We start from the raw sequence: 14744 nt of genomic DNA, 5'->3' as shown, positions 1-14744 counted from the left end.
GAATATCGTTATTTAACTACGATATTTACAAGTTTACCAGGTACATAAATAACTTTTACAATATTTTTACCTTCTGTAAACTCTTGAACACGACTAGATTCTTTAGCCAATGTTTCTAATTCTTCTTTTGTAATATTTACAGAAACAGTAAGTTTATCACGAACTTTACCATTTACTTGTAATACTACTTCTACTTCATCTACAACGAGAGCTGATTCTTCGTATACAGGCCATTTTTCAGTGTGGATGGATGTAGTTTCACCCAATTCATGCCACAACTCTTCTGTCATATGAGGAACGAATGGTGCTAAAAGAAGTAATAAGGAATGAGTTAGTTCATTAGCTAAAGCACTATTGATCGTTTCAGCTTTGTCCTTATGAGCGTACATAGCATTTACTAGTTCCATGATGGCAGAAATCGCAGTGTTGAAGTTGAAGTTGTTATCGAGGTCTTCTGTTACCTTTTTGATAACACGGTGTAATTCACGACGCAATGCAAATTCGTCTTTTGTAAGTTCACCAGTTACATTTTTCTTAGCTTCTTCGTTGTACGCATCAACAATACGCCATACACGACCTAAGAAACGGTAAGAACCTTCAACGCCTTGGTCAGACCAATCAAGGTCACGATCTACAGGAGCTGCAAATAGAATGAACAAACGTGCAGTATCTGCACCATAAGTATTGATAATTTCTTCTGGAGAAACTACATTACCTTTGGATTTAGACATTTTGCTGCCTTCTTTAAGAACCATACCTTGTGTCAACAAGCCACGGAATGGCTCGTTAGCTTCGATAAGGCCTAAATCGTGAATAACTTTCACAAAGAATCGGGAGTACAACAAGTGCAAAATAGCATGTTCAATACCGCCGATATATTGATCAACGTTCATCCAGTAGTTAGCGATTTTTTTATCGAATGGAGCTTGGTCATTTTTAGCGTCTGTATAGCGCAAGAAGTACCAAGAGGAATCGATAAATGTATCCATTGTGTCTGTTTCACGGCGTGCAGGACCACCACATTTAGGACATGTAGTATTTAGGAAGCTTTCAGATGTAGCCAATGGAGATACGGCACCAGACTCAAATTTAACATCCTCTGGCAAGCGTACTGGCAACTCTTCTTCAGGAACAAGTTGTTCACCGCATTTTTCACAATATACTACAGGAATTGGCACGCCCCAGTAACGTTGACGAGAAATCAACCAGTCGCGAAGACGGAAGTTTACTTTACCTTCACCAATGACGCGTTCGTTAAGAGCAGCTGTGATAGTTTTACGAGCCTCTTCAGATGTTTGGCCATTATATTCACCAGAGTTAACGAGGATACCATCTTCATGGTACCATTCTTGCCATTTATCAAGGCTGTATTCTTTGCCTTCACAAGCTACAACTTGTTTAATAGGCAAATCGTATTTGTGAGCAAATTCCCAGTCACGTTCATCATGCGCAGGGGAACCCATTACAGCACCAGTACCATAGTCTACTAATACATAGTTAGCAATCCACACAGGAACTTGTTCGCCAGACATAGGGTTTACTGCATAGGAACCAGTGAACATACCTTCTTTAGGTGCCTCTGTAGATGTACGGTCAATATCGCTCATATTGCGCATACGTGTAATGAAAGCTTCTAATTCAGCTTTATTAGGCGCATTTTCAATAAGGCGTTCTACATATGGATGTTCAGGAGCCAATACTACATAGCTTACGCCATAAATAGTATCAACCCGTGTAGTGTACACAGATACGCGTTCATTGATGGATGGTACTTCAAAGGAGAATTCTGTACCTTCAGAACGGCCAATCCAGTTCTTTTGCATCAATTTAACGCGTTGTGGCCAATGATCAAGAGTGTCCAAATCTGTTAACAAGCGATCAGCATATTCTGTAATGCGCAAGAACCATTGAGACAAGTCTTTTTTCTCAACTGGGTTGTCACAGCGCCAGCAAGCGCCATCGATAACTTGTTCGTTAGCCAATACAGTATGGCAAGTTTCACACCAGTTTACTTTTGCTTCTTTTTTATAGGCTAAGCCTTTTTTATAAAATTGTTGGAAGAACCATTGCGTCCATTTGTAGTAATCTTCTTTACATGTTGCAACTTCACGGTCCCAATCATAGGACAAGCCAAGTGCTTTTTGTTGTAATTTCATGTTCTCGATGTTATCAAGAGTCCATGTTTTAGGAGCAATACCATGTTTGATAGCTGCGTTTTCTGCAGGCATACCAAAGGAGTCCCAGCCCATTGGATGTAATACGTTGAAGCCCTTCATTTTTTTGAAACGAGCTACTACGTCACCGATGGAATAGTTACGCACGTGACCCATGTGTAAGTTACCAGATGGGTACGGGAACATTTCTAATACATAGTATTTTTCTTTGGATTCATCATATTCTGTTTTAAATGTATGGTTATCATCCCAATACTTTTGCCACTTTTTCTCAATATCTTGGGCTACATATTTTTCATTCATGTAGGGGCCTCCTCATATAGTCAACCTCAATAGTTGCCGTTTTATAATCAATATTTTTATTTTACTACGTACTATGAAAGCAGTCAAACTCTAGCGTTTTACTACTTGTACAGATTTAGTTAATTCGTTTTTAGTAGTTGTATTTTGAACTGATCCATGGCTCTTATAAGAAGCAATTGTATTCTTTGCCTCTTGTGCATCCCGTTCCTTTTGAGCCTTAGCTTCTTCTTCTAAACGCTTTTTCTCTGCCTTGGCTTCCTCAGCTTGACGTTTTTTCTCAGCTTTAGCTTGCTCCGCTTCTTCTTTAGCTTTGCGTTTAGCTAATTCTTTTTCTTCTTTTGCTTTACGTTTTGCTTCCGCTTTAGCAGCTTTTGCCTTTTCTTTTTCCTCTAGGCGTAATTTATATTGTTCAAGCTTAGTTAATGGTTTAGTTTCTTCTACTACTGGTTCAGGAATAACCGCTGTAGGAGATTTAGGAATACCGCGACCTAAGTCTTTACCTTGAATCATAGCAATAGTAGATTCATCTTCAAAGCCTTTACGCCATGCAGCAAAACCACCAAGCTGTAACTCTTTTACAAGGTCTAATTTCAAACCTAAAGACGTATTATCTTCAAACCAAATACGATCGGAACCAGAGCCAGTTGGGATAGATAAATAATAAAGTTTTAATCTATCATCCCATGTCATTTTATCCTTGTAGTTTGCAAAGTAACTACCTGTATTTTTCATAGCCAATGTTTCGCCCTTAGCATAGCCATTTGTATCATGCCATAAGCGCATATAGAATGGCACACCAAGTACTAGTTTTTGGGATGGCACTTCAGAAAGCATTTTTTCTGTATGATTGCGAACCCATGGATAACTTGCTACAGGACCTGCTGTGGTACTCTTAGCCCATGTTTCATCATAAGCCATGAGAACTACATAATCTACGGAATTTGCAAAGGCGCTGCGGTTATATACTAAAGACCATTCTGGGCTATCAGAATAACCAGTTACATCAATGGATGTTTTAATATTGTATTGATGTAAATGGTTAGATAAATACGCTACAAACGCTGTTAAACGATCACGGTCGGCATAATCAATATTTTCAAAGTCAAAGTTATAACCATCAAAGCCGTAAATATAAGCATATTGCACGAGGTTATGAGCATATTTTTTCCATACAGATTGATCTGCTAAGATACCACTAGTAAAGCCAGGGTCGAATCTATTCGTAATCAAAGGCCATACGTGATAACCTTTACTCTTATAATCGTTAACATAATCAATACTTACATTAGGACTTGCTTCGAGGCCAAGGCTATGCAATTTAAACCAGCTTGGAGAAATGATATTATCGCCGCTAGCATTGAGTTTTGCTTGATATGGAGTTCCCTGTGTTGGCCATGGATCAAAGGCCCAAGACAATGGAGTTTGCATTGTATACGGAGCTTTTACCGTAGAAGCTTGTGGAGCAGGACCTAATGTTAATTGTCCATTCGTTTTTGTATAGCTTACACCGAGCATAGCTGGATCAGACTCAATGTCGACATAGATCGTGCCATTTTTGCTAGTTGTGGGCAATTTTACAGGTTCCCCAACAGCAGCAGGGTCTAAAACGATAGTATTCCCTTGTAATACTGTTTGAGGTACATATACCGTATAGGATGTTTTATATTGATTAGCTTCGTAATGACGCGTAGTATTCGCCAAGAATTGATCGAGCGGCACTAATACTTCTGCTTGTACGGCTGTACTAGATAATGCAGACATTACCAAAGCTGTTAAAGATTTTAAAATAGTAGATTTACGAATCATGAACTCTCCTAACTCTAGTCCCCTAAAGGGGATATAATTTCAATCTCTATATTATACCATATTATATAGAATTCCTCTCAGTTGTTGCATGAAGAGTACATGTAATTTATAATTTACCTTATACAATACAAGTTATTACATAAGGAGTTTTATATGCATCAATATCTATTTTTTATAGGGGACTTCCCTATCAGGGCCTATGGTGCCATGTTAGCTTTAGCTATCATCTGTGGTGCCTCTGTTGCCTATGTTTTATTAAAAAAAGATGGTCGAGGATGGCATGAACATATCATCGACTTTTCCATTACTGTTGCCGTAGCGGGTCTCATCGGGGCTAGATTATGGGACGTATTCTTCTTTGATTGGCACTATTATGGCAATCATTTATTAGAAATTCCCTTTGTATGGCAAGGTGGTATGGCCATCCAAGGTGGCGTTGTATTAGGCACCATTGCTGGTTACTGGTACTTACGTAAAAACAATATCGACTTCTGGGCCTTTGCAGATTTATTTGCCCCTGCCTTAATCTTGGCTCAATCTGTAGGGCGTATGGCAAACCTTTTAAATGGCGATGCTTTTGGACATCCTACGGGCGGTAATTTTGGCATTCTCTATCCTGAAAGCACGTTAGCACATCGCACTTACGGCAATCAACCATTATGGCCTGCCGAAATCTGGGAAGGTCAAATCGACATTCTTATATTTGTGGCCCTTCTATTATTTAGTTCCTTTAAACATGCTAAAGGTCAAGTATTTGTACTATACGCTATTCTCTATTCTACAGCTAGATTCTTCCTTGAATTCTTGCGCGGTGACTATGTAGACTTAACATTAGGCTTAAAATCAGCTCAGATGACTAGTCTTATTGTCATCATTGTAGGTATTTGCTTATTCATTTATTTAGGCTACTTAGAAAAGAAAAATCAACCTGGACTTAAAACTACAGAAACAGCGCCTAAAACAAAAAAAACGTAAATAATAACAAATAATAAGAAACATATATTATGAATAAGAAAAAATCCTTCATTCATGGGTCTCCCATTGAATGAAGGATTTTTCTTTATAAGTCTTAAAAACTCATATAGTATGGAGCAATAAAATTTATAGGTCCAAAATTTATAGATTTTCTTTAGCTTTTAATGCATCTAGTTCTTCTAATGCACGATTAGCAATGAGTGCATTTTTCTCTTTTTTCTTGCGGATTTTTTGTGGCCATGGATCCATAATACCAAAGTTGACATTCATAGGTTGGAAGTTAGACCCTTCATAGTTAGAAATATAGTGACTAAGGGATCCAATAGCTGTAGTTTTAGGGAAGTCAATAAATGAACGGTCGTCTAAATAACGATCCACTTGTAGACCAACCATAAGGCCACTCGCAGCAGATTCTAAATAACCTTCTACGCCTGTCATTTGACCCGCAAAGAATAAACGCGGTTCTTTTTTTAGTTGAAATGCATGGTTCAACAACTCAGGAGAATTGATATACGTATTACGATGCATAACGCCATAACGTACAAATTCTGCATTTTCAAGGCCAGGAATCATACCGAATACACGTTTTTGTTCGCCCCATTTTAAGTGAGTTTGGAAGCCTACCAAGTTAAACATAGTGCCTTCCTTATTTTCCTTACGCAATTGAACAACTGCATAAGACTCCTCATTGGTACGCTTATCCACCAAACCTACTGGTTTTAATGGTCCATAGCGCAATGTATCTTCACCACGGCTAGCCATAATTTCTACAGGCATACAACCTTCGAAATAGATTTCTTTTTCAAAATCCTTTGGTTGTACTGCTTCAGCCGTTGTAAGCTCATGCCAGAATGCTTTGTATTCTTCTTCTGTCATAGGACAATTAAGATAATCTGCGTCGCCCTTATCATAACGAGAAGCGGCAAATACTTTATCATAATTCAAAGAGTCTGCTGTAACAATAGGTGCTGCTGCATCGTAGAAGTAAAAGCCTGTTTCACCAGTTAATTCTTTAATCTTATCACCTAATGCTTCAGATGTAAGGGGACCAGAAGCAAAAATAACAGTACCTTCAGCAGGAATTTCTGTTACCTCTTCGTGATGAACTGTAATATTAGGATGGCCTTTTACCTTTTTAGTCACCATTTCACTAAATAGATGACGATCAACGGCTAAGGCGCCTCCAGCTGGTACAGCAGTAGCATCAGCACATTCCATTATAATGGAGCCTAAACGACGCATCTCTTCTTTTAAAAGACCTACTGCATTTTCAATATTGCCAGCTCGTAAAGAGTTACTACATACGAGTTCTGCAAATTGATCTGTTTGGTGCGCAGGGGAACTCTTCACAGGGCGCATTTCATATAAGTCTACATGAATGCCACGGTTAGCGAGTTGCCAAGCCGCCTCAGAACCAGCTAGACCTGCACCAATAACAATAACATTTTTATTATTCAACTGTTGTTTCCTCGTTGGCTTTGCTAGATTTTTTAGAATTCTTAGACTCTTTAGTTTCTTTAGATTCTTTTACAGTTTCTTCACTAGCTTCGCTCTTTTTCTTTCTAGTTTTCTTTGGAGGTCGAGTTGGACAAGCTTCATTGGAACAGAATTTCTTAGTCGTCCCATTTTTATATGTCTTTTCAACCATAATAGAACCACATGTATCACAGAATTCATGGGTTGGTTTATCCCATAATGTGAAATCACATTGTGGATAACGGTTACAACCATAGAACAAACGCCCTCGACGAGACTTACGTTCTACGATTTCTCCTTCTTTACATTTAGGGCAAGTTACACCTGTCCCTACCGTAATAGGTTTAGTATTTTTACATTCTGGGAAGTTAGAACATGCAAGGAACTTACCATAGCGACCAAATTTATATACCATTGGGCTATGACAGAGTTCGCACGTTTCATCACTTTCCATAGATGCAATTTCGATGCGATCCACATCGCTCGCATCCTCTAGCTCTTTAGCGAATACTTCATAGAAATCAGACAATACCTTTAGATACGTATCCTTACCTGATGCAATAGCATCAAGTTCTTCTTCAAGATCGCGAGTAAAGCTTGTATTGATGATTTTTTCAAAGTACGCTATCAAGAAATCTACCACGACAAAGCCTAGCTCTGTAGGAACGAATTGTTTATTAGTATTTTCTACATAGTTACGGCTTACGATTGTATCAAGAATTGGAGCGTAAGTACTTGGACGACCAATACCGAGCTCTTCCAATGTTTTGATAAGACTCGCTTCGGAATAACGTGGAGGTGGTTGCGTGAAATGTTGTTCAGGCAATACCTGTACAGTATGAGCAGCATCATTCTTTTTAAGTGCTGGCAATTGAGGAACATCCTCTTTTTTAGCATCTTCATAAACAGCACTAAAACCTGGGAAGATTACACGAGAGCCTGTCGCTTTAAATGTATAGTCATCATGAACAGTCAATTCAATGGTAGTGGATTCATTTTGTTGCGGTGCCATTTGGCTCGCCATAAAACGATTCCAAATCAATGTATATAATTTAAGCTCATCACGGCTCAAGAATGGTTCTACCATTTTTGGTGTTAACTCTAATGATGTAGGACGAATCGCTTCATGGGCGTCTTGAGCTGAACCTTTTGCTCCGTACATATTAGGTTTAGATGGATAATAGTCTTCACCATAGTTACGAAGAATATAGTCCTTAGCCATTACTTGCATTTCTTTAGAAATACGCGTAGAGTCTGTACGCATATAAGTAATCAAGCCTACATGACCATAGGAACCGATTTCTAAACCTTCATACAAATGTTGAGCAATCATCATGGTACGCTTTGCACCAAAGTTCAACTTACGAACACCATCCTGTTGCAACGTAGATGTTGTAAATGGTGGTGCCGCTTTACGAGAGCGCTTCCGTTTTTCCACATTCGTTACTACTGCATCAGCACCGCCAATGGCATCTACAACGGCTTGTGCATCTTTTTCAGTAGTAATATCGATTTTCTCACCTTTAATATGAGTTAATTCGGCTGTGAAAGCCTCTTTTTTAGGCGTTTCAAAATTGCCTTCAATAGTCCAATATTCTTGTGGCACAAAGGCTTGAATTTCTCGTTCGCGTTCACAGATGAGACGAACAGCAACGGACTGTACACGACCTGCGCTAAGGCCCTTACAAACCTTTTTCCATAATAATGGACTTAATTTATAACCTACGATACGGTCTAACACACGGCGTGCTTGTTGAGCATCTACCATGTTCATATCGATAGTCCGTGGAGATTCTAAGGCCTCTGCAACGGCATTTTTCGTAATCTCGTTAAATGTAATACGGCATGTAGACGTAGGATCTACATTAAGAATGTACGCTAAATGCCATGAAATGGCTTCCCCTTCGCGGTCAGGGTCAGTTGCGAGCAATACGGCACTACTTTCATCGGCATAGGAAACGAGTTCATCAATAACCTTTTTACGAGTTACTAGATTGCTATAGCGCGGTGTAAAGCCATGCTCAATATCGATACCCATTTGAGATTTAGGCAAATCTCGTAAGTGGCCCATACTTGCTTTTACCACATAGTTTGGACCTAAGAATTTTTCAATTGTTTTAGATTTAGCAGGAGATTCTACGATAACCAATACTTTGCCATCTGGATTATATACGCGAGGTTCACGTTGTTCAGGTGGCACAGAGGTTTGTAATACAGACTTGTCCCGTACAATCCCCATAGGAGTAAGAGCCTCTTTGGCAACCTTACGTTTTATCGTAGTACTCTCTTTTGTAGTACTTTTCTTTTTTGTTTCTTTACTAGTACTAGCTGCTTTTGGCTCGCCAATAACGATAGATCGTTTAATGGACAAGTATATCACTCCTAGTCATATTAATATAGCCTCTCGGCGGTTGATGCTCTATAGCCCCTTCTAGCTCTAATTCTAGTAATAAGGGCTGCAATTGTTGCAATGGAATGTGAGTTACTTTCAAAATATCACTAACAGTAATACATCGATCATGAGGTATTTCACTCAAGATTAAACTCTTATCCAAACTAAAGCTTAACATAGACGGCCCATGACTATCAACACCCTTACATGTATTACTCGATAAATCCCCCTTTTTTACATGACTATGTTCCTCTTTCTTTGACGCTGAAAGTTTCTTTTTTGCCGGTGAAAGTTTCTCTTCTGTAGCGAAAAAATCCCGCAATGTTAAATGATACTGTTCCACTATATCCTCATATCCAGTCAATACATAAGCCCCGTTTCTCATAAGGAACTTATTACCATCCGCTGTATGATCTAATAGGTTACACGGTACTACAAACACATCGCGCCCTTCACTGACCGCCATATCCGCCGTAATCAAGGAGCCACTACTAGACTTAGCCTCTACTACGATTACACCTCGACTAAGGCCACTAATAATACGGTTTCGCGCAGGGAAATGCTTTGCTGATGGCGGTGTGCCTGGAGGATATTCAGATAGGAGTAACCCATTATTAGCCAGTACTCTATCAAATAATTTTGAATTTTCTCTAGGATATACAATATCTAATCCACATCCCATAACGACAATACCGTACCCCTGACTTGCTAGTAGTCCTTCATGGCCATGCGAATCGATACCACGAGCACCGCCACTAACAATTATAGTACTGTATTTGCCCAATTCTTTTCCTAACATTCTTGCCACATTCCGCCCATATAATGAACATCGTCGCGCACCTACAATGGCAATACGGTTCAACCTTTTATCTAATAAGGCTCGATTACCTCGCATAAATAATATAGCTGGTGGATTATAGATTTGGTTTAACATAGATGGGAAATCTTTATCTAGAAAGGTAGTAACATCCATCTTATATTCATCTAATTTTTGAATTATATAATCTAGTTTTTCATCCTTAGCCGATGCTGCAATAGCACGTTTATCTCCTACGGAAATATGATAATAAGATTTCAAATTTTCAACCTTCTTAACAGCTTGCCAAGCTTCATAGGGTCCTCCAAAATCATCAATAAAACTCCTTACATGTGCTGCGCCCACATTATATAAACTTTGGAGACCTGCAATATAAATGTTGTCGTCATATCTTGTCATAATATCACCTACTTACCTGTTCTAAATAACATTGCTTCGGAAATATGATGTGGTTCCACTTGTGGGTTTCCCTCAAGGTCTGCTATGGTACGACCGACCTTTAATATGCGATCAAAAGCACGTCCACTTAAATGGAAATGGTCAAATATATTACCGAGTACACTCCAAGCCTTATCGGTAATATGGTAAAGCTCACTTATGGCCTTATGCGGTACGGCACCATTAGAGCTAAAATCTAGGCCTTCATACCGTTTCTGTTGCATAGAGGTCGCCATAACAACTTGTTCTCTCATACTTTCACTCGTCATCGTTGAAGACGAAGTATCTAATAATTGCTCTAATGTGGGCCTTTCAACAGGTATGTGCAAATCGATACGATCCATAATAGGTCCAGATAATCGTTGCTGATAATTTTTAACCATTGTTTCCGTACATACGCACTCTTTATAAGGATCATGATAATATCCACAAGGACAGGGATTAGCTGCTAAGATACAAATAAAATCGGCAGGATATATGTAATTACCTTGAGAGCGATTGATGGTAATTGTACGTGATTCTAAAGGTTGCCTAAGCGCATCGATAACTTGACGTTGAAATTCAGGTGCCTCATCCATAAATAGAACACCTCCGTGAGCAAGGGTTACCTCACCAGGTCGACCTTGAATACCGCCTCCTACCATACTCGCTAAAGTTGCAGTATGATGGGGATGTCTAAAAGGACGAGTTGTAACCAATCCCGAATCTCCTAATAATCCTATTACGTCTTGTATACGACTCACTTCAATCATTTCATTCCAGGTCATAGGTGGTAGTATGGTCGGCAATCTCTCAGCCATCATCGTTTTACCACCACCTGGTGGACCTATCATAATACAATGATGATGACCTGCAGCACTGATGAGCATAGCCCGTTTACCAAGTTCTTGCCCCTGTACATCACTAAAATCAACTGTATATATTTCATTAGGTCCTGTAACTACACAACTATCTTCATTTATATAATCTACAGGTTCATATGACTCTAACAATTCCACTGATTGCTTATAGCTTTGATTTCCTGAACTTGTAGATTGGCTAATAGTCCCTTTATTTCCTTTACCGGTCTTTGATTTAGCTAGTTTCTCTAAAATAGAAATAATATGTAGTAATGAAGATTCCCCATAAATGGTAAGCTTTGGTATGGCCTTTAAGTTATGACCATTTTCAACACTTGTAAATATAGTAGAATAATTAGAATCTAAGCCTGCAAGAGACATAGCCAAGGTTCCAAATGTTGGTAATAGTGAACCATCTAAAGCTAGCTCTCCCATAAACAGACTGTTACTTAATAAAGCAGAAATATTAGCTTTGCGCCCCTTTATCTGTCCCGATGCAAACAGAACCCCTAAAGCAATAGCTAAATCGAGTCCTGCACTACTTTTACGAATCGTAGCAGGTGCTAGATTCACCACAATGCGTCTCATAGGGAATTCATAGCCACTATTTTTGATGGCGGCCCGCACACGTTCACGAGCTTCCTTAACCGATTGATTAGGTAGCCCTACAATGTCAAAGACAGGTAATCCTTGAGATATATCAACTTCCACTGTAATAATGCATCCATCTATGCCATGTAAGGTGGCGCCAAATAGTTTTGCATACATAAGTAACCTCTCTAAAAACATTGCGGTAAATAATGAATGGAACTTTGAAAGTCTTCATGCAAGTACACTTCAATTACATCAAAGGATAATTCTTTCCACCGCCGTTTTTTTTGATGTAGATCATACAAAAATAACATAGCTGCCCGTTTAATATGCTTTTGTTTCTTCTTTGTCACCGCTTCACGAGCCAATCCATGCTTCATTCCACGGCGGGCTTTAATTTCAATAAAATGATAGATTAAATCACGTTTTGCAATGATATCAATTTCACCTAACCGGGTTCTATAATTCGTATCTACCACTGTAAGGCCGATCTTTTCAATATATTTAATGGCCATCCGTTCGCCCCATTTTCCAAGCTCCTTTGAATCTAGTTCATTAAATGCTTTACCTGTACTAATCGTTTTCATATATACCTCCTATTTAAGTGTAGTAACCACAATAACGTATAGAATATGTATCACTCAATCTACATCTAAACGTTCAACAGGTAACACTTACTTGTAGCGTAGAATATGGAGACTATAAAAGTAAATACAAAAGAGGTTCCTAATAGTCACATCGGTGACCAATAGGAACCTCTTTACGGTTATAAACTATATACAATTTATATGATAAATTTACGTTAATATAATCAATCAGGTTTAACCCAACGGACGATAGATTTAATAGGTTCAAAACTCTTGCGATGAAGTGGTGTTACACCTTGTTGTTCAACAGCTTCTTTATGTAACTCCGTATAATAGCCTTTATGAATACCAAATCCATAACCAGGGTATTCATCATCAAGGCTCTTCATATATCGATCTCGTGTAACCTTTGCAATGATTGATGCAGCAGCAATATTAGCGCTTTTACTATCGCCCTTAATAATAGATTCAACGGGAATCGTCAAATCAGGCAATTTCATAGCATCAACTACTACAGCTTCAGCTGGTACGCTGAGCGTACGAATCGCCTCATACATCGCTTGTCGCGTTGCTTCATAGATGTTGAGCTCATCAATCTTTTCTGGGCCATAAGAAATGCAACTAACTGCTACGGCTTCGTCCATGATGATATCGTAGAGGGCCTCACGCTTTTCTTCTGTTAGCTTTTTAGAGTCATTAAGGCCTGGAATTAAGGTCATAGGTGGCAAGATAACAGCTGCTACCGTCACAGGCCCCGCAATAGGACCACGACCTACCTCATCGACACCAGCCACATGATAGATACCTTGATCATAGAACATGCCTTCATAGTCATACATGCTCATGAGACGTTGCTGTTCTTTTAACTCTTTTTCTTGACGTTTAATATAAGAAACAGCTAATTTTTGAACGGAACTTCGAGTATCCTCTTGAGCCAATGGCAAAATCTCTAAGGCTTGTTCAGTTTCAAAGAGAGCCTTAATGTCTGCAACCTTTAATTTAGAAAAAACATCCTTATCCATTTTGTGTTTCCTCACCAGCTTCAGGATAGTATGGCTCTTCATCTACTTGGTCTAATGTAATAGTACCAAGTTTAGTATTACGATAATCTTGCAAGATGATGCGGCGAGCTTTATCAAAGTCTACTACGCCACCACTTACGAGACAACCACGACGACGGCCGATACTTTCAAGAATCGTATCTACATCCGTCATTTCTTCTTCTTTTAATTTATATCGCTCCACCAAAATATTAGGTGTATTCGTCAATAAGTGATTAATTAATTGTTTAATGACATGCTCTAAATCATACACATCATCAGAAACGGCCCCCGTCATAGCAAGACGAGCCGCTGCGCGTTGGTCTTCTAGTTTAGGCCATAATACACCTGGTGTATCAAGCAATTCAAGGTTTTTACCGATTTTAACCCATTGTTGACCACGGGTATGACCAGCTTTATTAGCTGTACGTGTTGCTGCAGAACCAGCTAAGGAGTTAATCAATGTAGATTTACCCACATTAGGGATACCTAAAATAATAGTACGTACAGAACGACTACGAATGCCTTTTGCAACCCAACGATCAATGATAGGCTTACTCAAACGCTCTACAGTAGATATTAACTTCTTATTACCCTTGCCAGACTTAGAATCGATAGCCAATACCGTGATGCCTTGTTTAGTAAAGAATTCAGTCCATTCCTTTGTGGCTTTAGGATCTGCTAAATCAACTTTATTTAACAATACGATATGAGGTTTCTGACCAACAAGTTCAGTAATTACAGGATTGGCACTAGAACGAGGAATACGCGCATCGAGTAACTCGATAACTACGTCTACCTTTTTGATATACTCCGTAATCATACGTGTGGCTTTCGCCATATGCCCAGGGAACCAATGTACGATAGGTGAATCTGCCATAGTATTTCCTTTCTACATCTAAATTTTAGCAAAAATAAAAGGCTGCCGACGGCAGCCTTTTATGAACATTAGCGTTTTTCGCGAATACGAGCAGCTTTACCAGTAAGGTTACGTAAGTAGTACAATTTAGCACGACGAACAACACCACGGCGCATAACTTCGATTTTAGCTAAGCGTGGGCTGTGAAGTGGGAATGTACGTTCTACACCTACACCGGATGCAATACGACGAACTGTGAAAGTTTCACGTACGCCACCGTTTTGACGTTTAATTACCAAACCTTCGAATACTTGGATACGTTCACGAGAACCTTCCACTACTTTTACGTGTACGCGAACTGTGTCACCAGCGCGGAAAGTAGGGATGTCTGTACGAAGTTGTTCTTGTTCAAGTACGTTAATAATGTTCATTGTTTCCTCCTGTTTG

11 protein-coding genes are annotated in these 14744 nt (G+C 39.1%); 1 reads left to right on the top strand and 10 read right to left on the bottom strand.

What is annotated here, in order from left to right:
- Nucleotides 1-8: 8 nt before the first annotated feature.
- The gene (gene leuS, locus ACSV5T_RS01635) at nt 9-2477 is read right to left on the bottom strand and encodes a leucine--tRNA ligase (protein ID WP_438320108.1); all 2469 of its coding nucleotides are present in this window, start codon (nt 2475-2477) and stop codon (nt 9-11) included.
- A gap of 90 nt (nt 2478-2567) precedes the next feature.
- Nucleotides 2568-4283 (bottom strand): glycosyl hydrolase family 18 protein, encoded by a 1716-nt coding sequence (locus ACSV5T_RS01630; protein ID WP_438320106.1) that lies wholly within the window; start codon nt 4281-4283, stop codon nt 2568-2570.
- A 153-nt stretch (nt 4284-4436) separates the two neighbouring features.
- Here ACSV5T_RS01630 and lgt point away from each other — a divergent pair, with 153 nt between their 5' ends.
- Entirely contained in the window at nt 4437-5258 is an 822-nt protein-coding gene (gene lgt, locus ACSV5T_RS01625) for a prolipoprotein diacylglyceryl transferase (protein WP_438320105.1), read from the top strand.
- Nucleotides 5259-5399: 141 nt separating this feature from the next.
- Here the strand turns inward: lgt and trmFO are convergent, their stop codons facing one another.
- The 8 genes from trmFO to rplS all read right to left on the bottom strand — a co-directional run bounded on the left by trmFO (nt 5400) and on the right by rplS (nt 14728).
- Nucleotides 5400-6716: a methylenetetrahydrofolate--tRNA-(uracil(54)-C(5))-methyltransferase (FADH(2)-oxidizing) TrmFO gene (trmFO, locus tag ACSV5T_RS01620; protein WP_438320104.1), complete on the bottom strand. Its 1317-nt coding sequence runs from the start codon at nt 6714-6716 to the stop codon at nt 5400-5402.
- The gene (gene topA / locus ACSV5T_RS01615; RefSeq protein WP_438320103.1) at nt 6709-9105 is read right to left on the bottom strand and encodes a type I DNA topoisomerase; all 2397 of its coding nucleotides are present in this window, start codon (nt 9103-9105) and stop codon (nt 6709-6711) included. The genes trmFO and topA overlap by 8 nt, the downstream gene beginning before the upstream one ends.
- Nucleotides 9095-10342, bottom strand: coding sequence for a DNA-processing protein DprA (gene dprA / locus ACSV5T_RS01610; protein WP_438320101.1), 1248 nt, complete (start codon nt 10340-10342; stop codon nt 9095-9097). Before dprA ends, topA begins: the two co-directional genes overlap by 11 nt.
- 8 nt (nt 10343-10350) lie before the next feature.
- The gene (locus ACSV5T_RS01605) at nt 10351-11988 is read right to left on the bottom strand and encodes a YifB family Mg chelatase-like AAA ATPase (protein ID WP_438320100.1); all 1638 of its coding nucleotides are present in this window, start codon (nt 11986-11988) and stop codon (nt 10351-10353) included.
- A gap of 11 nt (nt 11989-11999) precedes the next feature.
- Nucleotides 12000-12398: a YraN family protein gene (locus tag ACSV5T_RS01600; protein WP_438320098.1), complete on the bottom strand. Its 399-nt coding sequence runs from the start codon at nt 12396-12398 to the stop codon at nt 12000-12002.
- 224 nt (nt 12399-12622) lie between these two features.
- Entirely contained in the window at nt 12623-13420 is a 798-nt protein-coding gene (locus ACSV5T_RS01595; protein WP_438320097.1) for a ribonuclease HII, read from the bottom strand.
- Nucleotides 13413-14318 (bottom strand): ribosome biogenesis GTPase YlqF, encoded by a 906-nt coding sequence (ylqF, locus tag ACSV5T_RS01590; protein ID WP_438320096.1) that lies wholly within the window; start codon nt 14316-14318, stop codon nt 13413-13415. The genes ACSV5T_RS01595 and ylqF overlap by 8 nt, the downstream gene beginning before the upstream one ends.
- A 68-nt stretch (nt 14319-14386) precedes the next feature.
- Nucleotides 14387-14728 carry a 50S ribosomal protein L19 gene (gene rplS, locus ACSV5T_RS01585; RefSeq protein ID WP_005377523.1) on the bottom strand — a complete coding sequence of 114 codons (342 nt, stop codon included), beginning with the start codon at nt 14726-14728 and terminating at the stop codon, nt 14387-14389.
- Nucleotides 14729-14744: the final 16 nt, after the last annotated feature.

Origin of the sequence: Veillonella sp. ZSJB6 (genome assembly GCF_051549505.1) — a bacterium.
Classification (GTDB): Bacteria; Bacillota; Negativicutes; order Veillonellales; family Veillonellaceae; genus Veillonella.
The sequence above is the reverse complement of the archived record's forward strand: the minus strand, read 5'-3'. Positions and strand labels throughout refer to the sequence as shown.